Consider the following 23,638-nt stretch of genomic DNA (forward strand, 5'->3'; position numbering starts at 1 on the left):
TGGTAGCGTTACTCGTCGTCGCTGTCGCTTTCCTCACCAGCACCGTCTTCCCCGCTGCTCCCGCGAACTTCGAGAGTCTCCTCGCTCCCGAACACGACCTTCTCCTCGGGATGTGGTTCGATGTGACTCAGAATCTCGTGAGGGACGTAGCCGATGTTGTACCCCTCCTCGTTGTGCAGGACGATTCCCTGGTCGTACTCGCGAAAGTCGTAGCAGTTAATCTCCTCGTACGCGTTGCCCGGTTTGTAGACGACTTTCATATCTCACCCCACTCCGTCCGACCGGTTTTCCGCACTCCTTGCAGATGAAAGGTAGTTCCACCTGCCCGACCGGTTCTCGTGTTGATGGGACTCGCCGCCGACGAAGCGCTGAACGGCACACATGAGAGCTACTCGCCTCATCTGGTATCGCCTATTCGTGGCGATACTTCTCGTCCCACTTCGGCCCTGCACGACTCGAGAGCACTGCGCCAATCGCACCGAACCCGATCCCGATACCGGCAAGCGCGAGTGCAACTTCCGGCGTCGGCGGCACGACGACGAAGCCCGCAACCAGCGCCGGAACGAGTGCGACCGCGACACCAACAGTGAACTGCCCAAACCGGACCGAATCGAAGAGGAACTCGTTCGGGTCGAAGCCGGCGATATAGACCGTCAGTCCGTAGTAGTAGAGCCCGAAGCCGGCGAGCAACACTGCGCCGACGAGCGCATCGGTGAGCGTCGCCTCAAACCAGAGTACTGCGGCGAGGTAGGGCACGGCCACCGCCGGCGCGCCGACGAGGACGAAGGCCGTCCGCTTGGCCCGGAACACGTCGGCGATCGTCACCGGATACGCGAGGTAGGACTCGAGTGCGTCGAACTGCGTCAGCCAGTTGTAGGTGGTAAACGCCGAGAGGCCGAGCACGCCGCCGAAGAAGATGCCGGGCGCGGGCTCGATCCCCGTGATTTCGTGGACAACGCCGACGAGCGCGGCGACGAGCGCGAGCAGGATGCCAGCGGAGACGAACGGTTTCCAGACGCCGCCGGCGGAGCGCGAGAGGTCGAGCAACGTCTTGACGACCAGCGGGTCGTTCACGCCGGTCGCGTCGGGGACGGTGTCGCCGAGTCTGCGAAGGCGCGCAAACTGGTCGGCCGCTGTCCGGGTCGGCTTGCCGTACGTCGGATCGTACACTGCGAGCGACGCGGCGGCGACGAGCGCGGTTGCGCCCGCAATTCCGACTCCTGCCGGGAGCGACGCGGACTGTGGAACGACTAGCGTCTGAGCCGCCGCGAGCGTCGCCGACGCGGAGCCGAGGACGCCGCTTGCGAGGGCGGCAACGGCGACGAGGGCCAGCAGCGACCACGTCGGAACGCCACGCGTTCGCAACGCGATCAGTGCGACCGTCACGGTCATCCCGGCGGCGAAGACGAGCGAGAGCGAGAGCCACAGCGTCGCGACGTCGACCGGCGTCGTCGCCGATACGCCGCCGAGGGGAATCGCCGCGGTCGCCATCGGCAGGACGAAGACGATGGCGTAGAACAACGCGTCCTTCACGAGGAAGATGCCGAGCAGCCGCCGCCGCGAGAGCGGGAGTGTCGCGGCCGTGCCGAGAACGAGCGAGAGGCCGCCGAAGACGTTCTCGAGCATGCTCGAGCCCGCGAAACCGGCGGTCCCGCTGTAGAGTCCGAAACCGAGCGCGAGGACGTGCAGGCCAAGCACGACCGTCGAGGCAGCGGTTCCCGTCTCCACGAGTGCAACCGTCGCACCGGCGGCGAGCACGGCGATCAACAGCGGGAAGGTAAGAAAGCGCTCGCCGCCGAACAGCTGGGTGTGTAGCCGCCACTCCTCGCGCAGCAGTGCGGCGAACAGCAGCCGGTTCGTCCCGTCGCCAGCGAGACTCGAACCGCCCCGTTGGCGGCCGGGTCCGCCTCGCTGGCCCGGCACACTCGAGGACTTCGAGGACTGCGTGGACCGTGACACCTCAGTACCGGCCCCGCTCATGTCTGGATCGCGTCCCGCTCAAGTGACGGGAGGTCACGCGCGTTTGCATCGTCGACGTGGTCGAGGAACGTCTCGAGAAGGTCGTCGCTCGTCTCGTCCGCAACCGAGCGTTCGGCGACGATTTTGCCGTCGGCGACGATGCCGACGCGGGTGCAGATATCCGCCGCGACGTCGATGTTGTGCGTCGAAACGAAGACGGCGTTGTCCGCTGCGGCGTAGCTCGTGAGGAACTGCTTGACCTGCTCCTGGACGAGCGGGTCCAGATTCGCCAGCGGCTCGTCGATGAGCACCAGTTCCGGCTCGTGGAGGAACGCCTGGGCGATCATCACCTTCTGTTGCTGGCCCCGCGAGAGGTCGGTGTGTAGCGTCTCGAGTTTGCTCTCGAAGCCGAGCCGTTCGGCCCAGCGGTCGATGCCGTCCGCGACGACCACCGCGTCGAGGTCGCGCACGTCGCCGACGAACTCGAGATACTCCCGTGGCGTGAGAAAGCTCGGCGGCGTCGCCTGTTCGGGGAGGATGCCGACGCGCGTTCGCGTTTCGATCGGTGCTGTCGTCGGATCGGTTCCGAGCACGTCGATCGTGCCCTCATCGGGGACGATCTGACCGGTCAGCGAGCGGATCGTGGTCGTCTTCCCGGCACCGTTGGGGCCGAGAAAGCCGAACAGTTCTCCGCGCTCGACGTCGAACGACATGCCGTCGACAGCCCGAACGTCGCCGTACGACTTGCGCAACTCGTCGACTCGAAGGACTCCCATCAGTATCAGCTGACCGATCGTTCACAGTGACTGGTAATAACTGTGCTGGCACCAGTTTCTGTCATCCCGTTTTGGTTTTGTGCCATCCCTCCTAGACGGAGACATCCGAGTTTTGTACGCTGTAGGACATCCCGAAAATACTTGGTAATGCATACTATTCGTCATGTATGACTGTCCGTTGGTCCATCCTCCTCCTTCTCGGTATCAGTCTCGCGCTCGTCGGCGTCGGGCTGTCTGACAGCGCCTATGCCCCACCGTACGAGGACCCGAGCGAGTACCCACACTACATCGCACCCGAATCGACGGCAACGTTCGAAACGCACGTCGACGACGCCGACCGGGACGAACCGATTCCCGTCGACGAGTTCTCCCCACTGGCCCAGGAGTTCATCGAACGGACACTCGAGGAGGGGACCAACAGCGGGGCAACACAGGGGGAGGTTCCCTACTGGGAACCGAACGTCTGTACGGATGTCGTGATCTACTGCGCCGACGGCTACGAAGCGCCTCCGTCGGCGTTCGAGTATCACGACACCGAAAATGGGACGGTTCTGGTCGAAGACGGCGACGAGGCGTTCCTCTTGCTGACGTACGACGCGTCACAGGACTCCGGAACACCGTGGCACTTCGATGACTGGTTCGAGGGCTTCGTTCCAACGCTGACGCTGTTTCTTCCAGCGCTCGGTCTCGGCGCGTTCGCTGTGAGAACGCACCCCTCGACACGAACAACCGTCCGTGTCTCCGGGTTCGGAATCGGTCTCTTGCTGTTGGCTCTCGGGACGCCGTATTTCGTCATGGCCGGCGTGAGTCGGGCAGTCCTCATCCTCGTCGGGATCATCGGATCGGTTGGCTTCCTCCTATTCCTCGGACAGCTTGTCCGCCGCTCTGTCGACTCGAATCCAACCGATGGCTGAGGAGTACAGCGTACTACGTCGTCTCGCCAGCAGGAACGGGAAAAGCCACTTCGAGGTGTTCTCGTACAGTTTCCCCAGCGACACAGCGGAGTATACCGTTTTCGGACCCTCGCTATGTGACCCTGCCCCTGTTGCTACAAACTCTGGCCTCTCCGTCTCACAAACGAGATTCTGCCACAGTCGCACAAATCGACAGCGCTGATTCAGTTAGAACTCCGTCCCGCGACGAGCCCGCTGACCATCCTCGATCGGATGCTTCTGCTTGCGAACGTTCGTAATCAGATCCACTCGCTCGGCCAGATACGCCGGCTCCTCGTGGCCGCCGGAGAGAACCAACTCGAGTCCGTCCGGTTTCGCATCCAGTAACTCGTGTACGTCGGCTTCACTGATCAGGCCGCGTTCGGCAGCGTAGAGCACTTCGTCCAGAATCAGCATGTGGACGCCGTCGGCCGGGTCGCCCTCGAGTGCGAGCGGTGCGCTGAGGTCGGCCTCGGCCGCCGCGTCGATGACCTTGCGGGCGCGCTCGAGGCCGGCCTGTGCTTCGGCCTCGTGCTGGGCTTCGTCGCTGCCGTCGGCCATCCCGTGCCAGCCGTAGTGACCCAGATTCTCGTAGCTGATCCCCGGCAGGGCGTCGATGGCGTTGTACTCGCCGCGGACGGCGTCGACGCTCGATGCGCCGCCCTTCATGAACTGGAGGACGTGCACGCGGTAGCCGTGGCCCGCAGCGCGCATCCCCATCCCGAGCGTCGCCGTCGTCTTCCCCTTGCCGTCGCCCCACCAGACCTGCACGAGTCCGAACTCCTCGGGGGCGTCGGGCTCGATCCGCTCGGCTTCGGGCGTCCGTCCCTGGCCGGGGGTGTTCTCGAGTACCGATTCGCTTGGCGACTGCTCCTCACTCATACGCCAGTCGTCGGCGCGGGTGTACATGTAGTTACTCCTCGGCGGGCGTCGTTCGAGGTTTGAGGTTACAGCAGTCGGGATTTCTGCAGAGGGGATTCCAGTGGTTCGAATTCGTCCCCTGAAAATGAGAGGGTGAGAGGGGGTGAGAAGGACTGGGAGGGAGTGGAAGTGCGTAGCCCGTCCGTTACTGGGCGAGGTAGCCACCTTCCACGGGGAGCGTCACGCCGGTGACGCGCGAGGAGAGATCCGAGCCGAGGAAGAGCACGGCGTTCGCGATTTCCTTGGGGTCTGCGAGGCCGGGCATCGGTTCGGTTTCCTCGAACTGTGCTTCCATGTCGGGGTGTTCCTCGATCGTTCGCTCGATCATCTCAGTGCGGACGATGCCGGGTGCGACAGCGTTCGCGCGGATCCCCTCTTCTGCGTACTCGATGGCCGCGTACCGGGTCAGCTGGCCGACTGCGGCCTTCGCCGCGCCGTAGCCGCTGTACTGGGGCACGGCGACCTCGCCGCCGATCGAGGAGGCGCTGATGATCGAGCCGCCGCCGTCCTCGAGCATCGCCTTGATGCCGTACTTCATCCCGTACCAGACGCCTTTCAGATTGACGTCGATGACCTGCTCGAAGGCGTCGTTCTCGTACTCGTCGAGTCGCGCGACCGGGCCCTCGATCGCGGCGTTGTTGAACAGTACGTCGAGACCGCCGTACTCGTCGACGGCGGTGTCGATCATCGCCTGGGCGTCGTCGGGGCCAGAAACGTCCGCCTCGACGAACGTCGCCTCGCCGCCGTCGTCCGTGATCGCCTCGACGGTCGCCCGTCCGCCCTCAGCGTCCACGTCTGCGACGACGATGGACGCGCCGTGGTCGGCGAACGTCGTCGCCGTCGTTCGTCCGATTCCGGAGCCAGCGCCTGTGATGACTGCAACGCGGTCGTCAACGAGAGTCATAGACTGTTAATTCACAGTATCGACAAATAGGTGTTTTGGGTGCTATGGTAACCGACGACAAGACACGCCACAGACACCCATGGGCCAAGATACAGAGTTACACCCAATTACCATTTCTGTTATACTTGGCAAGAATACTTATTTACAACATTTCTCAATATTCCTGTAATGGCACACTACGAACGCGACCACCTCACGATCGAGTGGGACGGCGACCTCGAGGCCGTCCTCATGAACTGGCACACATTCGCGAAGGGTGACGATTACCGTGACGGCCTCGACGCCGGCCTCGAGCTCGCGATCGAGCGCGGTGCCGAGAACTGGCTCGCCGACCTCCGCGATCTGGGAACGGTCACTCAGGACGACCGCGACTGGACACACGACGACTGGCATCCGCGCGCGTTCGAGTCTTCGCTTCAGAATATGGCGATCGTCCAGCCCGCAAGCGTCGTCAGCAACATGTCCGTCGAGGAAATGGTCACCGAAGTCGGCGAAAACACGACCTCACGCATCTTCGACAACCGAGACGACGCACGCGAGTGGCTTCGCAACCAGTAATCCAGGTGTCTCGGCGACAAGCGCGTCCGGCCACTTACTCACTCCTTACCCATCCTGACCGACCAGATCGGCATCCGTCGGCCCCCGGCCGTCGAACTCGTCGACAAACGCATCGAGTTTGCTCGCCGAGGACGCACCGATCAGTTCTCGCTCGGCCGTCGTACTCGAGTCCCCCACCCCAAGCCGGTCTGCAACCAGATCGGAAACGGATTCAGCCATCCGCCGGTACGTGGTGAGTTTGCCGCCGACGATACTGACGAAGTTGGCGACGCCGTCCTCGGCGTGATCGAGCTGGACGAACCCGCGCGAGATGCCGCGGCCGCCGCGAGCCGCTTCGTCGGGTTCGTACAGCGGGCGGACGCCCCACCACGTCCGAATCTTCGTAGCGTCGGCCACGGCGGGGAGCATCGCCGCGCACTCGCGGATCGTCCGCTCGATCTCTCGCTCGTCGCGTTCGAACTCGTTGGGGTCGTCGACCGGCACGCTCGTCGTCCCAAGTACGACCTCGTCGTCGTGCGGGACGATGATATCGCCGTCCGCCGGCTCTCGACAGCGATTGAGCACCGGTTCGAGACTGTCGTGGTCGACAGAGACCATCACGCCTCGTGTCGGGCGCATTTCCACGGTCACGCCGGCCATCTCCGCGGCTGTGCCAGCGTGTGGTCCCGTCGCGTTGACGACGAATTCGGGTTCGACGGCAGTCTCTGCTGCGCCGCCGAGTGAAACCGAGTCGATGTGGTCGCCCTCGAGTACCATCGACTCGACCGGCGCGTGTGTCAGGATACGAGCGCCGTGCTCGCGAGCGTCGGCGGCGGTGGCCGCGACCAGCCGCGAGGGGAGGACGACCGCGTCCGGTACCCACATCGCGCGTTCGATATCCGCGGCGAGTCCGGGCACCGTCTCCCGCGCGTCGTCGCCGTCGACGACGTCGACCGGAATGCCAAGTTCCTCGCAGGCCGCACGTTTCTCGTCGAAGTACGCCGGGTCGTCCCCGGCTACCTGCACGAAGAGGCCGCGGGTTTCCCGGATGCACTCACCTGCAATCTCCCGCAGGATTCGGTTCTCCTCGAGGCACTCGAGTGCACCCTCGGCGTCAGCTTCGGCGTAGCGGGCGCCGCTGTGGAGGAGGCCATGTGAGCGTCCGGAGGTACCGGCCGAGAGGCCGCCGCGTTCGGCGAGTGTGACGTCGACGCCGCGGAGGGCGAGGTCGCGAGCGATTCCGGTGCCGGTTGCGCCGCCGCCGATGACGAGGACGTCGGTTGTGATTGTCATTGAGTATAACAGAGCGTCTCAGCAGGCTTCAGGGGGTGCCGTGCCATAACAGGAAACAAATCTTCAGAAGCTGTCACGGCGACACACTCCCTCGGTCCGTGTTCGTCCTACTGCGTCGCCGTCGCATCCGCCCCGAACTGCTCGCGCACCTTCTCGACCTTCGGTGCCGCGTGCATCGAACAGTAGGCGTCGTTCGGATTCTTCTCGAAGTAATCCTGGTGGTACTCTGCGGCCTCGTAGAACGTCTCGAGTGGCTCGATTTCAGTGACGATCCCCTCGTACAACCCTTCGTCCTCGAGTGCCGCTGCAAACGCGTCGGCCGTCTCGAGTTGTGCTTCGTCGTGGGCGTAGATCGCAGAGCGGTACTGCGAGCCGATATCCGGACCCTCCCGATCCTTCGTCGTCGGGTTGTGAATCGTGAAGAAGACCTCGAGCAGGTCCTCGTAGGCGATCTGGTTTGGGTCGTACTCGAGTTGGACGACTTCCGCGTGACCAGTCTCGCCGGAGCAGACTGCCTCGTAGGTGGGATTCTCGGTGTGGCCGCCAGCGTAGCCGGAGGTGACGGCCTCGATGCCGTCGAGGGCCTTGAACGCGGCTTCGACACACCAGAAGCAACCGCCGCCGAACGTAGCTCGTTCCATGCGCTGGGGTACGTGATGCGTGAGGAAAGGTGTGACGGGACCAGGATGATGATAGACGGGAGTGGGACGGCAGTAGATCGGAGGCAGGAGCGGGACGGCAATGGACGAGAGACGGAAACTGGACGGCGGTAGAAGCGAGGTGGGACGACAATAGACGGAACCGAGGTCGCGATGCGAGCAGTTCCCTACTCCGCGACGCGCCACGTCAACAACACGCCACCATCGAGGCGCTCGACCTCGGCCAACTCGAGTTCGGGAAAGTTCTCGACGAAGCCATCGCCGTCGGCCAGCGTCGGCGCGTCCCGCCCGCCGATCACTTTGGGGCCGACGAACACCGAAAGGTCGTCGACCAGGCCCGCCTCGAACAGCGAGAAGATGAGTTCGCCGCCGCCCTCGACCATAACCTGTTCGAGGCCCTGCTCCTGCAGTGCGGCGAACGCCCGCAGGAGGTCGACTCGTTCGTCGCCCGCAGTGATGAGGTCGGCGTGCTCGGCGAGCGCCGCACGCTGCTCGACGGGCGCTGCGTCACTCACGCAGACGTACGTCATCGCGGCGTCGTCGAGGACTTCGGCGGCGGACGGCGTGCGTGCACTCGAGTCCACGACGACACGAGCGGGGTTCGCTGGCTCGCCGTTGGTTCGGCGCTCGTCACGAAGATTTTCGTCCTTGATGGTGAGGTGAGGGTCGTCCGCGAGAACGGTGCCGACGCCGACGACGACGGCGTCGCTGTCGGCGCGGAGTCGGTCGACGCGCTCGAAGTCTGCGGCACCGCTGATGGCGATCTGTTCGCGCCGGCGCGAGGAGAGTTTCCCGTCCGCGCTCATGGCGGCGTTGACGACGACGTGCATACGTCCGCTGTGGCGGGGATCCCCAAGAAGATGGTGTGTTTCGGCCGACAGGGAGACTCATACGGATTGCTGTAACGATGTACCGGCGCAACCGCCGCACGGGTCGCAGTTGCACCGGAACTGACTTACAGTAAACCGTATCAGCCGTTGTACGCTTCTTCGAACACACCCTCGTTGTCCCGTCCATCGACGACGGTTATCTCGACCGCAGTCAGGTGAGCGTCGTCGACAGAGACTCGAACGAGTCCTGCCGGGAACATCGGTGCCTGGTCGCCCTCTTCTGCGTTGTCCCCGATTGCTCTCACCGTCCCAACGAGTGTATCCCCAGACAGCGTTAGATTCTCCACCTCGATTTCAGACTGGTTGGTCAGTGGCCATTCCGTTACGACGTAGATCAGAAGTTCGGACTCGAAGTCAGTCGCGTCGATGAACGCTTCGTTCGTCGAACGGTGATCAGCGATCGGACCCAGATCCAGCGGTACGCTACGATATGCCTCCTTCGATGACTCGTACACTTCTACTGCCCCAACCGATGAATCGGTATCGAAGCGAAGAGCGGGGGAATGCGTAGCGAGCACTGCCCCCAGCTGGTGGGTATCATAGCCGACATCGCTTCCAGCCGTGGCTGCGCCTTCATTGTTGGAAGAGCTACCCTGTAGACAGCCGGTTGTCACGAACGGCAGAGACGTTCCGATTGTCGTGAGAATATGGCGACGCTTCATGGGCGTTTTTTTACACAGTAGTATACATGAACGTTGTCACCACTCAAAACAGTGTTTCAGCTTGGAGCGATTCAGTGAGTGGAAACAGCCTACCGCTCCTGATCGAGTAGCTCGTCTACCAGCGTCTCCATCGAGTACTGTTGCAGCGGTTCGTGGCCGTCCCGAAGGGTGCTGATCGTAAACGTCGATTTCGTGCGCACAACGCCATCCATCGACTCGAACTCGCTCACCAACGACTCGACCATCGAGCGATCCGAGAGCTGCGAGATGGCGATGAAATCCGTATCCCCGGCCGCGAAGTAGACCTGCGTCACGCCGTCGATCTCGAGGAGGCGGTCGCCCACGTCCTCGCGGTAGCCCTCGCCGTGTTCGGCGATAACTTCGACGATGAAGGTGATCGGAAAGCCGAGTGCGGCCATGTCGATGTCGTAGTGGTCGTTTCGGATGATGCCCCGCTCCCGGAGGGAGTCAATCCGGTAGTGTACGGTCGAGAGCGGAACGTCCGTCAATTCGGCGATACGCTCTGGGCTGCGCGTCTCCTCGTCCGCGATGGCCTTCAGAATGCGGAGATCCTTCCTGTCGACGTCCATACGCGGTCCTCGCCGTCTAGCCCCACAAACGCTCCGGTTGTGTTAGAGTATTCTCTAACTGGCTGCTGGCAGCCATTTTTGCAAGCGGTCTGCTTTCCATACATCTGGCGGAGCTCGCGGACGCTCGGAGGATTTACGCGATCTGTTGTTCTTGCAGTATCCTTCAATTCCAGATCGGTAGGAGGACATAGAGTTGAATTTTTGTACAACTATCTCAGATATCGTAGGAAGAAAGACTAAGTGATGTCCGTGTCTCCGATACTCCATGGCAGACGCACCCACGGGAACCCGAATTATCGACAGCGACGCAGTCACTGAACTCGTCGACCACGAGGAAGCGATCGACGCCGTCGAAGCGGCGTTTCAGGCCCACGCGACGGGCGACGCACAGATGCCGGCGAAGTCCTACATCGACATCCCCGAGGAGAACGGCGACTTCCGTTCCATGCCGGCCGCCGTCGGCGAGGGTGCCGGCGTAAAGTGGGTCAACGTCCACCCGGACAACCCCGAGCGCTTCGGCCTTCCGACCGTCATGGGACTCGTCGTCTACAGCGACCCGGCTTCCGGCTACCCGCTCGCCGTCATCGACGGTACGAACCTCACCCGCATCCGCACCGGTGCCGCAGCCGGCGTCGCGACGGACCACCTCGCCCGCGAGGACGCGGAGACGCTCGGCCTGCTCGGTGCCGGCCAGCAGTCTCACACCCAGCTTGCGGCGATTGCGGCCGTACGAGACCTCTCGGAAGTCGTCGTCGCTGACCTCGACGACGAGGCCATCGAGCGGTTCATCGAGGCGGAGTCCGACCGAGACCTCACCGTTCGCGGCGGCTCCCCCGAGGAGGTCGCCGGCTGTGACGTTATCTCGACGACGACCCCATCCCGCGAGCCGATCCTCCGCGAGGAGTGGGTCGAGCCAGGAACGCACATCAACGCGATGGGCGCGGACGCCGAGGGCAAGCAGGAGCTGGCGACCGATCTGCTTCTCTCGGCCGACGTTGTCATCGACGACTGGGAACAGTGCTCACACTCCGGCGAAATCAACGTCCCAACCGCTGCAGGCGACTTCGAGCGCGACGACGTCTACGGCCTCCTCGGCGATCTCGTCGACAGCGAGCAGGGTCGCCCGGACGCTGAAGCAGTCACGATCTTCGACTCCACCGGTCTCGCGATTCAGGACACCGCAGTCGGCTCCGTCGTCTACGAGGCCGCGGTCGCAGACGACGTCGGGACGGTTACCCAGATCGTCGACCAGTAACGTCCGATAGTTACACCGGCTGCTCTCGTCAGCCAGCACACCACTTTCACCCCGCTGCGGGAACGCTTTTGAAGCCCCCACACGAAAGACAAGTGATGGAACTCGACGATCATGCCGAGGATCTCGCCTCCGACCTCGGTGTTGACAAAGAGGAGGTCAAATCCGACCTGCAGAACCTCGTGGAGTACAGCGTTCCGATCGACGAAGCCACCCAGAGCCTTCGCCGCAAGTACGGCGACGGCTCGAGTGGTGGGGGCGGCGCGCCCTCGAGTAAGAACGTCGGCGAGATCACGCCCGACGACGGCAACGTCACCGTCACCGGTGTCGTTCTGACCGCGGGCAAGCGCTCGATTCGCTATCAGGGCTCCGACCACGTCATCGTGGAGGGCGAACTCGCGGACGAAACCGGGACGATCGATTACACCGCCTGGGAGGACTTCGGCCTCTCGGCGGGCGACACGATCACTGCCGGCAACGCCGGCGTCCGCGAGTGGGACGGCGAACCCGAACTCAACCTCGGCGAGAGCACCTCGCTCTCGTTCGTCGACGACCCGATCGAGATCGACGCGACGATCGGCGGTAACGCAACCCTTGCCGACCTGCAGACTGGCGACCGTGCCGTCTCTGTCGAGGTCGCCGTGGTCGAGTGCGAACGTCGAACGATCGACGGCCGCGACGGCGAAACGGAGATCCTGAGCGGTGTTTTCGGCGACGAGAGTGGCCGGCTTCCGTTCACGAACTGGGATCCTGCCCCCGAAATCGAGGAAGGAGGGCCGATTCGCATCGAGAACGCCTACGTCCAGGAGTTCCGTGGGGTTCCCGAGGTCAACGTCTCGGAGTTCTCGACCGTGAGCGCGATCGACCGCGAGATCGATGTCGGCGCTGATACCACCTCGATGGACGTCGGCGAGGCCGTCCGCACGGGCGGCATCTACGACGTCGAGGTCGCAGGGAACGTGATCGAAGTGCGCGACGGCTCCGGACTGATCCAGCGCTGTCCGGAGTGCTACCGCGTCATCCAGAAGGGCCAGTGCCGGACCCACGGCGATGTCGACGGCATCGACGACCTTCGCGTGAAGGCGATCCTCGACGACGGCACGGGCTCCGTGACGGTCGTCCTCGACGACGAAATCACCGAGGATGTCTACGGCGGCACGCTGGACGATGCACTCGAGCAGGCCCGCGAGGCGATGGACCAGTCTGTCGTCGCCGACACGATTCGCGACAACATCGTCGGCTACGAGTACACCGTCCGCGGTCATCTCTCGGTCGACGAGTACGGTGCGAATCTGGACGCAGAGCAGTTCGGCGAGAGCGACGACGATCCGCAGGCGCGTGCAAGTGCGTTCCTCGCGGACGTCGATAGCGGGACAGACGATGGTATCGTCGCGGACGAGGAGGTGAACGCATGAGCGCGAACGGGTCCGATGACGAGGAGATTCCAGGCCGAGAGATTGCCTACCGACTCTTTGCGGCGGAGTACGACGATGCGGAGTTCTCCTACGCTGAAAGCGACGAAGAGCGCGCACCGAACTACGTCGTGTCACCCACCGGCGCACGGCTCAACCGCATGTTCGCCGTCGGGACGCTCACCGAGATCACCTCGGTCAACGATGAGATGCTTCGTGCCCGAATCGTCGACCCGACCGGCGCATTCGTCGTCTACGCCGGCCAGTACCAGCCCGAAGCGCTGGCGTTCCTGGAACAACTTTCCCCGCCCGCGTTCGTCGCGGTCTCGGGGAAGGCTCGAACGTTCGAACCCGAGGACGGCGACCGTGTCTACACCTCGATCCGACCGGAGAGCATCGCCGAAGTCGACGCCGCGACTCGCGACCGCTGGGTCGTCAGCACGGCCGAGCAGACACTCGACCGGATCAGCACCTACGCCGAGGCAGCCACGGTCGACGCCCACGGCGACGCGCTGACGGATGCACTCCGCGAGGCCGGCGTCGAATCCGGGCTCGCAGCCGGCGTTCCGCTCGCACAGGACCACTACGGCACGACGCCAAGCTACCTCGCGGCGCTTCGCGACTGTGCGACCGAGGCGGTCGAGGTCGTCGCAGACGAGCGCGACGAGGTCAGCGGCGTTTCGATTCAGCCCGATGGGATAGGCGACGACGACACGACGTTCGACCACCTCGCCTCGCTCGCGGCTGTCGACGGTCAGAACCTCGACCTCGAGGCTCACACACCCACGGCTGCAGCCGAGACGGGAGCACCCGATGAGGCTGGCGAACAGGACCCCGAGCCAGAACCGATCGCAGCAACGGCCGACGCGAGCGACGAAACCGCAGCCGCAGCAGGCACCGCGACGACGAGCGAGCCGGAGACGACTGCCGTCGAGTTCGACGAGTCCGAAGGGGACTCGAGTACGTCTCGTTCTGACTTTGACTCCAACTCTGACTCCGGATCCGAATCCGAGTCTGGAACTGAGGCCGAGCCAGAGGTGGAAGCTGAGTCGACGAGCGAGTTAGAATCAGAGCCGGAGCCGGAGCCAGAGCCAGAGTCCGAGTCTGTGCCGGAGCCGGAATCGGCGGTGGAGTCGGAGCCTGAGCTGGATTCTGAGCCGGAGATAGAGACCGAGACAGAGACAGAAGCCGAAGCTGCGGCTGATTCGGACGACGCACTCGGAGACTTCGACGGCGGCGACCCCGGCATGTACGAGATGGACGAGGAGGAACGCGAGCAGATCGAAGACGAGTTCGGCACCGAATTCACGACGGGTGCCGAAGTTGACGAGCCCGGCGAGGCGGATATCGACATGCCGTCAGAGTCGGATGCGGACGACGAAAGCGACGAGGCGGAACCAGCATCGGACGAGGCGCCGGCTGGCGAGGAGTCGGCCGCTGTAGACGACGAACTCGGTGAGCCGCCAGCGTCGACGGTTGACGATGGCGCAGACGAGGACGAGGATACTACCGAAGACGCAGCAGACCTCGATGCGGATGACGAGACAGACGAAGCAGACGAGCCTGACGAAACAACAGATGTCGAGTCCGATGGCGACCAGGCCGAGCCTGCCAGCGACGACGCAGCCGACGAGCAGGCGGACGAACCCGCCGAAGACATCGACCTGCAGGAGTACGTCGTCGACACCATGCAGGAACTCGACGACGGTACCGGCGCCGACCGCGCAGAACTCGTCGACACCGTCGCTGCCGATACGGGGGCGTCCGAGGCCGACGTCGAAGACGCCATTCAGGACGCGCTCATGGGCGGTCAGTGTTACGAACCGGACGACGAGACACTGAAAGCGATTTAATCGACTCCGATGCCCGTTCCCCGCTCCGACTCCGGTTCCACCACCGGCCCACACGTCGAACCCGTACCCGGCGAACCGGCCGCAATTGCGACGCTCGACCTCGGATCCGGGGACACGTCGGAATCTCTGCAGACACCCGAACGCGCCCTCCTCATCGCCGACTACCACGCCGGCTACGAGGCCGCCCTCCGCTACGAACGCGGCGTCGATGTCCCCAGCAACGCCACCGAGCGCCGCGAGCGCCTCTTCTCCCTCATCGAACGCACTACCCCCGACCACCTGGTCGTCCTCGGCGACCTCATGCACTCCATCGGCGACCCCGGCGGTGCAGAGCGGGGTGAACTCGAGTACCTCTTCGAATCCGAGCCACTCCAGTCACTGGACGTGACGGTGGTCAAGGGGAATCACGATGGAGCGATCGAGACGTGGCTGGGTGCAGATGCGGAGGCGTCGTCAGCGGCGGAACCGTCGCCGACCTCACTCACTATCACCCCCGGCGACGGAATCTCACTCGGCGACGGCTCGGTCGGCGTCTGTCACGGCCACACTTGGCCGTCACCGGCGGTACTCGAGTCCGACGTGCTCTGTCTTGGCCACGAACATCCGTGTGTACGCGTCGAGGACGAGGTCGGCGGGAGTCGCGTCGAACGGGTCTGGTTGCGTGGACGGGCAGATCCGACGGTGTTTCGAGAGCATCCGGGACTCGATCGTGACACGCTGCCAGCGTGGGTGAGAGACGACGATGCTGAAGCGCCGCAACTGATCGTAGTGCCGGCGTTCAACGAGCTAGTCGGGGGGACCTGGGTGAACATTGCGGGCCAGTCGTTTCTGTCGCCGTTCCTGCCTGATGGTGTTGTCGACGGTGAGGCGTATCTGCTCGATGGGACGCGGCTCGGGCCGTACGAGTCGGTCTGATGGTGCGGACTCGAAACACGTTCAGCGCATGCGTGCGCAGGCCCCAGTCCCATCAGACGATTTGGCGAAGGCCGACTATGCCACTTCAGACATACAGGCTTGCAGTCTCCGTGACGGACGGCGAGGAGCGTGGACTCGATGCGACGGTCTACGACGAGGACGAAGCGATCGTTGCGTCCACGCGTGTCGCCCCCGACGAGTACGATTTCGAACCGTCGTCAGTGGATGTTTCCGACGCAGAGACATCATTCACGGCGGACGTAACGACGATTGACCTGCAGTACGTCCACGATGGCGCGACACTCGTTTTTCGAGTCCTTGGGGATCGAGACGAGGTTGCAACGGTACGACTCGCTGACGAAACGGAGGAAGTCGCGTAGGCGGGACCAGGACTGGAACTGGAACTGGGACTGGGACTGGAACCATCGATTGGGTGAGGCCTTACAAACTGATGTGATCTCGTCCGTAGTCGCTGTCTCTCCGTGACTCTACTCCCGGTTGGCGGCATCGTACCGGAAGTCAACCTTGTCCAACGATCGTGTGTTCGTCCCGCAGCGAGCATTCCTATCCATCTCTGTCCCGAGCCGAACATACAAAATTTAAATACCCTAACAGCATCGACTGCTAGCACGCGTCGGATGGTGCACCATAACATATATCATGGTATCATGGGAAACACTGCCATAACGGAGGGTATGAATGTCGACTGTAGATGACGTCGTTACACGGGGAAGGAGCCTGTCAACGGAGCAGCTGTTGCTGATCGCCGTTGGCATCGGTGTCGTACTCCTGGTGGGAGATCTCATCCTCGGCGTCCTTGACGGCTCGTACAGCATCTCACGTATCGGCAGATACGTGACGGAAGGAGTTCTCTACGGACTGATTATGGGACTTGCAGGCATCGGGCTCTCGATGACCTACAGCATCCTCAACTTTGCCAACTTCGCCCACGGTGACACCATCACCGCGGGCGCGTTCATCGGCTGGGGCGGCACCTACCTCATCGCAGGCTGGGGTGCGGCGGGCCTCGGTCACCTGGCGCTTGTCGGCCCACAGCGAGGCCTTGGCGGCCCACAACTGGGAATCTCGATCACCTCGACACCGGTCGCGATCTTCGCCGGGCTCTTGCTCGCCGGGGTCGGTACCGCGCTGTTTGCAGTGTTGATCGACCGCCTCGCGTACAAACCAATGCGCGGGGCCGGTGGCATCCCGCTGTTGATCACCAGTATCGGTGTCGCGTTCGCGCTCCGATACCTCATCACGTTCGTCTACTCGAGTCAGTCCCGTGGGACGACGGCGAGTGTGCCCTCGGCCGACTTGTTACTCGTCGACGGCTACGTGTCGCTCGACGCCCACGATGGGACGCTGATCGCGGCGGCCGTGGTGTTGATGCTCGGTGTGCACCTGATGCTCCAGCGGACGAAACTCGGGAAGGCGATGCGAGCGATGTCCGATAACAAGGATCTGGCGCTCGTGACGGGCATTCCGACCGAGCGCGTGATCCGCTGGACCTGGATGATCGGCGGCGGACTCGCCGGCAGTGCAGGCTATCTGATGGTGCTGTGGACGGGGACGATCGACTGGCAGTTCGGCTGGCTGCTCCTGTTGTTGATCTTCGCCGCGGTGATCCTCGGCGGGATCGGCTCGATCTACGGTGCGATCGTCGGCGGCCTCGTCATCGGTATCAGCATGCACATGTCGATGATCTGGCTCCCCGGCGGTGACTTTACGACTATCACAGCGTTCCTGATGATGATCCTGGTCCTGCTGATCAGGCCAGCCGGGCTCTTTGGAGGGAAGACGACAGCATGAGTTCGACAGCAAACGCAGACAGACGCACACAACTGGAATCGCTGTGGGAACACGACGCGGTCAAGATCATCGCCGTCATCGGCGCGATCTACATCGTCTACGCCCTGATCGGGCTGATTCTCGGCTACTCGCTCGACGGGATCGTCAACACGCTCCGACGGATGACGTACCTGATCGCGGTCTACGGGATGGTCACGCTCGCGTTGAACCTCCACTGGGGGTACACCGGCCTGTTCAACATCGGCGTTGCCGGCTTCATGGCGATCGGGCTGTACGTCACCATGATGCTGGCAAAGCCAGCCGATCCGGGTGGAGCAGCCCAGTACGCCGGTCTCGGGTTGCCGATGCCGATCGCGATCATCGGCGGCGTCGTCGCAGCCGGGCTAGCCGGGCTCGTCGTCGCACTGCCCGCATTGCGGTTGCGCGCCGACTACTTCGCGATCACGACGATCGCGTTCGCCGAGATCGTCCGGCTGGGAATCACGTCGGATGCTCTCCAGCAGTTTACGATTCTCGGCGCCGAACTCGGTACCGGAGGGGGTCGCGGACTCATCCGGAACTACGACGACCCGATGAACGTCATCTTCCAGCTCGAAATCTTCTCCTCGTTCGTCGACCTGACGAACAGCCTGTTCGGCTTCGGGCCGACGCAGGCGCGGGCGCTCGCGTACTCAATCGTGCTCGTGATCGTGCTCGCCGGCATCTACTGGCTCATCCAGCGGACGAGCCGGTCGCCGTTTGGCCGCGTGCTGAAGGCGATCCGTGAGGACGAGGAGGCAGCCCAGTCGCTCGGGAAGGACACGAATATGTTCAAGATCAAGGTGTTCGTGCTCGGCTGTGCGCTGATGGGACTCGCTGGCATTCTCTGGCGGTTCCGCCGCACTGGCGTGACCCCCGAGGCGTTCCGCCCGCACGTCACCTTCTACATCTGGATCGCACTGATCATCGGTGGTGCCGGATCGAACACCGGCAGCATCCTCGGTTCGGGCCTGTTCGTGGCCGTCCTCTTCGAGGGACCACAGTACCTCCGCCGGGTGATCGACCAGCTCGTGGCAATCGGAGACGCACCGAACACGTTTGCAGGTGCTGTCGGCCCGCTGCTCTCTGCGAATCCGGTTCCACTGGTCCGGTACACATTCGCCGAGTTCCTGACGCTACAGTTCGTCATCATGGGGGTTGCGTTGATTCTCCTGATGCAACGTCGGCCGGACGGGTTACTTGGCCATCGTGAGGAAACAGCGGCCGCTATCCCGCTTGGGGCACGCCCGAGCGCGGCTGGTGGCGGGAGCGGTGGCGGCGGTGGCAGCGACAGCGTCTCCGGTGGCGGATTCGCCCACAGCCAAACCCGCGACCAGAACGACGACTCCGATCAGCAGACTGACGGCGGTATCGATGCCGAGACAGTTGGAACGCAGGCTGACACCAATGATCGTAGTGAGGACAGCGAGAGCAGTCAGGGCAGCGAGAGCAGCGACAACACCTATCAAACAGATGACTCAACGACCGACGGTGAGACCCAATGAGTGATCGCTCGACCGATGTCCAGTCGACCGAGGCGGAGCCAACAACTGACACGGCAAACACGTCTCCCGACACACCAACCGACGCAAACGCCGTCTCTCCATCCGCAGTCGACCGCACCGGCGAAATCGAACTCGCCGTCGACGGTCTCGTCAAGCGCTTTGGCGGCATCACGGCGGTCGACGGCGCGTCCTTCGAGGTCGAATCCGGCTCGATCACCGGGCTCATCGGCCCCAACGGCGCCGGCAAGTCGACCACGTTCCACTGTATCACCGGCATCCACCAGCCGGACGAAGGCACCGTCGCGTTCCAGGGACAGGACATCACCGGTATCGCCCCCTACGAGTGCGCTGACTACGGCCTCGTCCGCACCTTCCAGATCGCTCGCGAAATGGCGAACATGACTGTCCTCGAGAACCTCATGCTCCCGGCGAAACACCAACAGGGCGAAGCCCTCTGGCGCTCCGTCATGCCACTCGCCAGACGCGAGGTCGAGGCCCAGGAGCGCGACCTCTTAGAGCGCGTCTGGGACACACTCGAGTTCTTCGAAATTGAGCACATCGCAGAGGAAAAGGCAGGCAATCTCTCGGGTGGCCAGCGAAAGCTCCTCGAGATGGCGCGGGCGCTGATGACCGAGCCGGAGATGTTGTTACTCGACGAGCCGTTTGCGGGGGTCAACCCGACGCTCGAACGGAAGCTACTCGAGCACATCCACGAATTGCGAGCGGAGGGGTACACGTTCTTGATCGTCGAACACGATATGGATCTGATCATGGAACACTGCGAGCACGTGATCGTTATGCACCAGGGGTCGGTGCTGGCGGAGGGCGTGCCCGGACAGGTGACATCGAACGAGCAGGTGATCGAGGCCTACCTCGGAGGTGAGGTCTGATGGCGATGCTCAACGTAGCGGGACTCGATGCGGGCTACGGTGATTTGCAGATCCTGAGCGATGTGGATCTCGCGGTCGAGGACGATGAGTACGTCGTCATCGTCGGCCCCAACGGGGCTGGCAAGTCGACGGCGATGAAGTCGGTCTTCGGGTTGACGACGTACATGGGCGGTGCCGTGGAGTTCGGCGGCGAGGATATCACGGGTCGCTCACCGGACGAGATCATCCACAAGGGGATTGGCTACGTCCCCCAGACGGAGAACGTCTTTCCGTCGCTGACGGTGCAAGAGAACCTCGAGATGGGCGCGTACATCCTCGACGAGGTTCCCGAGGAAGCGCTGCAGGACGTCTTCGATCAGTTCCCGATTTTGCGCGAGCGCCGCGATCAGAAGGCGGGATCGATGAGCGGCGGGCAACAACAGATGGTTGCGATGGGCCGCGCACTCATGCTCGATCCGGATCTGCTGTTGCTCGACGAGCCAAGTGCTGGGCTGGCCCCCGATCTGGTCGACGAGATGTTCGACCACGTCGACGCGATCAACGACGCTGGAACGGCGGTGCTCGTCGTCGAACAGAACGCGAAGGAAGCACTTCGACGCTGTGACCGGGGCTACGTACTCGTTCAGGGACAGAACCGATACGTCGATGACGGTGATGCGCTGTTACACGACGAGGAGGTTCGCCAGCAGTTCCTCGGTGGCTGAGCCGCCGAGTACGTCACGAACTCGATTTTTGCGGTTGTGCGACTGTGTAGTTGTGTTGTTGTGCAGTTATGCAGTTGTGTGGTTGTGTACCTGTGTCCCTGTGCACGAAAAGTACTGATGACTGGCGAGTCTCGTCTCTCCTCTCTTGTTGTGAAAATTCGCCGCGAAAAAGTGTCGTCTCGGCACTACCCGATCGACCGGTTGCTGCCGTTTCACTCTGCGAGCGCGGACTCGAGTTCACCGGTGTACGATCCCTGCTCGGCTTCGAACGAGACCGTGTTGAGTTCCTCGCCGCCCTGGTCGTCGACGAACGAGTCGATGAACTGTTCCGAGAGCTGCTGGCCGTAGTCGTTGTTGACGTACAGCGTCGCAGCGGTTTCACCATCGAGTCGGTCGGCGGCCACTTCGGCCATGACCTGTCCCTGCAGGAGGTCACTCGGTGCGGTCCGGAAGAAGTAGCCGTCGTCTTCGACGTTCGACAACGAGAGTGCCGTACTCGCAGGTGAGCACTGGACGACGTTCGCGCTGCTGGTTTCGCCGACAAGCGGGACGGAGTTCCCGGAGGAGGCGGCGCCGATGATGGCTGGGTAGCCAGCGTCGATGAGTGCGCCACCGTTCGAAATCGTCGCGTCCTCGTCGGTTTCAGTGTCCTCGATTGCGAGGTCGATCTCAAAGCCTGTTCCCTCGAACTGGTCGGCTGCGAGTTCGCCGGCCTGAATCATCGGACTACCGAGTTCACCGAGGTCACCCGTCTCCGGCAGCAACATCGCGACCATCACTTCGCGGTCCGTCCCACCTGGTGAGTCGTCTGCCATCTCGCCGTCCGGGTCGTCGCCCTCGAAGGCGATCGTATCGATCGTCTCGGTGCCACCGTCCTCGAACTCCCAGACGTCATACCCTGCGTCCGCGGGATCTCCGACGTCGTCGAAGTTGACGCCACTCGAGGCACCCTGGTAGGAAATTTCCTCGCCATCGGCAGCGGCCTCGGCGGCCTCCTGTAGGTCACCGGGTCCGTACTCGTCGCCGCCGGGGTTTGCGACGCGGCGCATCTGGTCGCGGATCGCCTCACCGTCGTTGTCGCCAGCGGCGATGTTCGCGAGGATACAGACCGCGACTGCGTCGAACGTGTGGGAGTTGAAAACACCTGGTGAGGAGTCGTACTCGTCTTCGTACATCTCCTCGAAGGCGGCCTCGTTTGGCCCCTCTGAGGCAGGTGCGGTCCCGAGAACGTTGTCCATGTCGTTGCCGACCTCTCCCGGCAGATCGCCGTCCTGGAGGCCGTCCGGAACGATAATGTCGGTCCCATCGTCGAAGTTCGAGTAGTAGTCACGGAAGATCTGAATACCACTCTCGGGGTAGCCGATGATGTTTAGCACATCCGGCCCGCCCTCTGTAACTTCCTCTTCATCGCCGATACAGCCGGCAAATCCTGCAATACCTGCTGCACCAATACCACTGAGCACCCGTCTTCGGTTGAGTTCCCGAACCATGGTACATGATCACAGCCATCATATAAAAGAGTTTAGGTGGTCGACACGATGAGTCTCCGCTGCCGGCGGGTGGTTTCACGCGGTCGTGACTCGGCCGGTGCTCTCCGCCACCTGGAGCAGTGTCATCCAACCGGTCAACAAAAAAGTCGTCAGCGAACTGTTATTGCGCTGCTACAGGTTTTCTTCGATCCACCAACCGAGCTGTCCCTCTTCCATTCCAGTGAGGAAGTCGACGTACTCGACGATACCCAGGTACAGCGAGACGACCAGCACGATGACAATCGGGATCCGAAGCGCCCAGATCCAGATCTGGCCGAGCATGCCGAGGTTGCCGATGCCCTTCTCGAGTTCGTCGACCGCAACCTGCGGGGCGATCCAGCCGACGAGGATCGTCAGCACGAGCGCACCGAAGACGAGCAGGATTGCGTCGGCGAAGTAGTCGAGGAGGTCGAGGAAGATCAGGTCGAAGGTGACCGGCACACCAAGGAGGTAGATGAGGCCCCCCATTCCGACTGCAGCCTTCCAGCGTTCGATACCGACCTCGTCGATCGCGTAGGAGGTGACGACCTCGAGTAGCGAGATTGCACTCGAGATGGCTGCGATTGCGACCGTCGCGAAGAAGATGAGGCCAAGGAACTGGCCGCCATCGATATCGGCGAACGCCTGGGTCATCGCGACGAAGATTTCGCCGGGGCCACCAGAGCCTGGTTCGGTCATCTCACCTGCCCACATGATGGGGAAGACGACGAGACCGGTGAGGAACGCGATCCCGGTGTCGAAGCCAATGATTGCAGTGCCGTCCTTTGCGAGGTTTCGATCCTCGCCCAGGTAGGATGCGTAGGTGATCATTACACCCATCCCGAGCGAGAGGGTGAAGAACGCCTGTCCGGCGGCGGCCGGCAGGAGCTCGGTCCAGTTTGCGGCGATGACGCTGAAGTCGGGCGAGAGGTAGTACTCGTAGCCACCGCTCGCTCCAGACAGGGTGAACGCCCAGACGGCGAGTCCGGCCAGCAGGAGGACGATCGCGGGGACCATCACCTTCACGGCGAGTTCGATACCCCGGCGGATACCGAGGGCGACGATGCCGACCGTAATCGCCATGAAGACGGTGTGCAGGATGAAGGCGTCGAGTCCGGTCGACAGTGCGCCGAACATGATCTCCGGATCGCCCTCGTAGGCCGCGATGTGGCTAGCGTAGTCACCGCGGAGACCTTCGATTGCGTACCGGATGAACCAGCCACCGATGACGCTGTAGTACGAGAGGATGATGAAACCGGTTGCGATGAAGATGCCACCGACGTACTTCCAGGCGTCGCCACCGTATGCTCTGAGTGCGCCGACCGGATTCCGATCGGTGTGCCGACCGACGACGAACTCGGCCAAGATTGCGGGGAATCCGATCAGTGCAACGAACAGCAGGTACACCAGTAAGAACGCTGCACCGCCGCCTTCGCCCGTGACGAAGGGGAATCTCCAGATATTACCAAGGCCAACTGCGCTACCGACGGCAGCGAGAATAAACCCTGTTCTCGTTGCCCATGTCTCACGTTGTGCCATGACTACGCTGTTTAAATAGGACTTATATATAACTTTCCGTGGCTGTTCTTATTTGTCACTCTAGTGTCTATTAATCGTGATGGAGTTACGGAATCCTTTTCCTATTG

Annotated in this window: 23 protein-coding genes; 11 read left to right on the forward strand and 12 right to left on the reverse strand. The window is 62.8% G+C overall.

The genetic code is table 11. The annotated features are described in order from the left end of the window. Positions 1-8: 8 nt before the first annotated feature. The 3 genes from C483_RS16230 to C483_RS16240 form a co-directional block, all read right to left on the reverse strand. On the reverse strand, positions 9-260 hold the full coding sequence (locus tag C483_RS16230; RefSeq protein WP_006654452.1) for a hypothetical protein: 252 nt from the start codon (positions 258-260) through the stop codon (positions 9-11). Positions 261-411: 151 nt separating this feature from the next. Next, a complete protein-coding gene (locus tag C483_RS16235; RefSeq protein ID WP_083860447.1) occupies positions 412-1,980 on the reverse strand; it encodes a hypothetical protein in 1,569 nt (522 codons plus the stop codon). Further along, complete coding sequence (locus C483_RS16240; RefSeq protein WP_006654454.1) at positions 1,977-2,735, reverse strand: ABC transporter ATP-binding protein; 759 nt, start codon at positions 2,733-2,735, stop codon at positions 1,977-1,979. The genes C483_RS16235 and C483_RS16240 overlap by 4 nt, the downstream gene beginning before the upstream one ends. Positions 2,736-2,902: 167 nt before the next feature. Between C483_RS16240 and C483_RS16245 the strand changes: the two genes are divergently transcribed. Then, positions 2,903-3,649, forward strand: coding sequence for a hypothetical protein (locus C483_RS16245; RefSeq protein WP_006654455.1), 747 nt, complete (start codon positions 2,903-2,905; stop codon positions 3,647-3,649). Between the two features lie 207 nt (positions 3,650-3,856). On the opposite strand, the gene C483_RS16250 is transcribed toward C483_RS16245, so the two are convergent. Together C483_RS16250 and C483_RS16255 are read right to left on the reverse strand one after the other, a co-directional pair. Continuing rightward, entirely contained in the window at positions 3,857-4,576 is a 720-nt protein-coding gene (locus C483_RS16250; RefSeq protein ID WP_006654456.1) for a cob(I)yrinic acid a,c-diamide adenosyltransferase, read from the reverse strand. Positions 4,577-4,733: 157 nt separating this feature from the next. Continuing rightward, positions 4,734-5,492, reverse strand: a complete 759-nt coding sequence (locus C483_RS16255) for an SDR family NAD(P)-dependent oxidoreductase (RefSeq protein ID WP_006654457.1) — start codon at positions 5,490-5,492, stop codon at positions 4,734-4,736. A gap of 168 nt (positions 5,493-5,660) precedes the next feature. On the opposite strand from C483_RS16255, the gene C483_RS16260 reads away from it, so the two are divergent. Next, positions 5,661-6,050 carry an STAS/SEC14 domain-containing protein gene (locus C483_RS16260; RefSeq protein WP_006654458.1) on the forward strand — a complete coding sequence of 130 codons (390 nt, stop codon included), beginning with the start codon at positions 5,661-5,663 and terminating at the stop codon, positions 6,048-6,050. Between the two features lie 45 nt (positions 6,051-6,095). On the opposite strand, the gene C483_RS16265 is transcribed toward C483_RS16260, so the two are convergent. The 5 genes from C483_RS16265 to C483_RS16285 all read right to left on the reverse strand — a co-directional run bounded on the left by C483_RS16265 (position 6,096) and on the right by C483_RS16285 (position 10,123). Continuing rightward, complete coding sequence (locus C483_RS16265) at positions 6,096-7,322, reverse strand: FAD-dependent oxidoreductase (RefSeq protein ID WP_006654459.1); 1,227 nt, start codon at positions 7,320-7,322, stop codon at positions 6,096-6,098. Positions 7,323-7,429: 107 nt separating this feature from the next. Next, entirely contained in the window at positions 7,430-7,963 is a 534-nt protein-coding gene (gene msrA / locus C483_RS16270) for a peptide-methionine (S)-S-oxide reductase MsrA (protein ID WP_006654460.1), read from the reverse strand. Positions 7,964-8,148: 185 nt separating this feature from the next. Further along, the gene (locus C483_RS16275) at positions 8,149-8,811 is read right to left on the reverse strand and encodes a 2,5-diamino-6-(ribosylamino)-4(3H)-pyrimidinone 5'-phosphate reductase (protein WP_006654461.1); all 663 of its coding nucleotides are present in this window, start codon (positions 8,809-8,811) and stop codon (positions 8,149-8,151) included. A gap of 140 nt (positions 8,812-8,951) precedes the next feature. After that, a complete protein-coding gene (locus C483_RS16280; RefSeq protein ID WP_241431528.1) occupies positions 8,952-9,533 on the reverse strand; it encodes a hypothetical protein in 582 nt (193 codons plus the stop codon). A gap of 89 nt (positions 9,534-9,622) precedes the next feature. After that, on the reverse strand, positions 9,623-10,123 hold the full coding sequence (locus C483_RS16285; RefSeq protein ID WP_006654463.1) for an Lrp/AsnC family transcriptional regulator: 501 nt from the start codon (positions 10,121-10,123) through the stop codon (positions 9,623-9,625). A 265-nt stretch (positions 10,124-10,388) separates the two neighbouring features. On the opposite strand from C483_RS16285, the gene C483_RS16290 reads away from it, so the two are divergent. The 9 genes from C483_RS16290 (at position 10,389) to C483_RS16330 (ending at position 20,484) form a co-directional block, all read left to right on the forward strand. Further along, a complete protein-coding gene (locus C483_RS16290; protein WP_006654464.1) occupies positions 10,389-11,378 on the forward strand; it encodes an ornithine cyclodeaminase family protein in 990 nt (329 codons plus the stop codon). A gap of 95 nt (positions 11,379-11,473) precedes the next feature. After that, positions 11,474-12,790: a Single-stranded DNA binding protein gene (locus C483_RS16295; protein ID WP_006654465.1), complete on the forward strand. Its 1,317-nt coding sequence runs from the start codon at positions 11,474-11,476 to the stop codon at positions 12,788-12,790. Then, the gene (locus tag C483_RS16300) at positions 12,787-14,640 is read left to right on the forward strand and encodes a hypothetical protein (protein WP_006654466.1); all 1,854 of its coding nucleotides are present in this window, start codon (positions 12,787-12,789) and stop codon (positions 14,638-14,640) included. The genes C483_RS16295 and C483_RS16300 overlap by 4 nt, the downstream gene beginning before the upstream one ends. Positions 14,641-14,649: 9 nt before the next feature. Then, on the forward strand, positions 14,650-15,555 hold the full coding sequence (locus C483_RS16305; RefSeq protein WP_006654467.1) for a metallophosphoesterase: 906 nt from the start codon (positions 14,650-14,652) through the stop codon (positions 15,553-15,555). Between the two features lie 77 nt (positions 15,556-15,632). Next, positions 15,633-15,935 carry a hypothetical protein gene (locus C483_RS16310; RefSeq protein WP_006654468.1) on the forward strand — a complete coding sequence of 101 codons (303 nt, stop codon included), beginning with the start codon at positions 15,633-15,635 and terminating at the stop codon, positions 15,933-15,935. Between the two features lie 319 nt (positions 15,936-16,254). Next, on the forward strand, positions 16,255-17,367 hold the full coding sequence (locus C483_RS16315) for a branched-chain amino acid ABC transporter permease (protein WP_006654469.1): 1,113 nt from the start codon (positions 16,255-16,257) through the stop codon (positions 17,365-17,367). Next, positions 17,364-18,890, forward strand: coding sequence for a branched-chain amino acid ABC transporter permease (locus tag C483_RS16320; RefSeq protein WP_006654470.1), 1,527 nt, complete (start codon positions 17,364-17,366; stop codon positions 18,888-18,890). The genes C483_RS16315 and C483_RS16320 overlap by 4 nt, the downstream gene beginning before the upstream one ends. Continuing rightward, the gene (locus C483_RS16325) at positions 18,887-19,780 is read left to right on the forward strand and encodes an ABC transporter ATP-binding protein (RefSeq protein ID WP_006654471.1); all 894 of its coding nucleotides are present in this window, start codon (positions 18,887-18,889) and stop codon (positions 19,778-19,780) included. The genes C483_RS16320 and C483_RS16325 overlap by 4 nt, the downstream gene beginning before the upstream one ends. Then, positions 19,780-20,484, forward strand: a complete 705-nt coding sequence (locus tag C483_RS16330) for an ABC transporter ATP-binding protein (RefSeq protein WP_006654472.1) — start codon at positions 19,780-19,782, stop codon at positions 20,482-20,484. Before C483_RS16325 ends, C483_RS16330 begins: the two co-directional genes overlap by 1 nt. Before the next feature lie 212 nt (positions 20,485-20,696). Here C483_RS16330 and C483_RS16335 read toward each other — a convergent pair whose 3' ends face one another. Together C483_RS16335 and C483_RS16340 are read right to left on the reverse strand one after the other, a co-directional pair. Further along, positions 20,697-21,974 carry an ABC transporter substrate-binding protein gene (locus tag C483_RS16335; protein WP_006654473.1) on the reverse strand — a complete coding sequence of 426 codons (1,278 nt, stop codon included), beginning with the start codon at positions 21,972-21,974 and terminating at the stop codon, positions 20,697-20,699. 171 nt (positions 21,975-22,145) lie between these two features. After that, complete coding sequence (locus tag C483_RS16340) at positions 22,146-23,531, reverse strand: sodium-dependent transporter (protein WP_006654474.1); 1,386 nt, start codon at positions 23,529-23,531, stop codon at positions 22,146-22,148. Positions 23,532-23,638: the final 107 nt, after the last annotated feature.

Origin of the sequence: Natrialba hulunbeirensis JCM 10989 (assembly GCF_000337575.1) — an archaeon.
Lineage (GTDB): Archaea > Halobacteriota > Halobacteria > Halobacteriales > Natrialbaceae > Natrialba > Natrialba hulunbeirensis.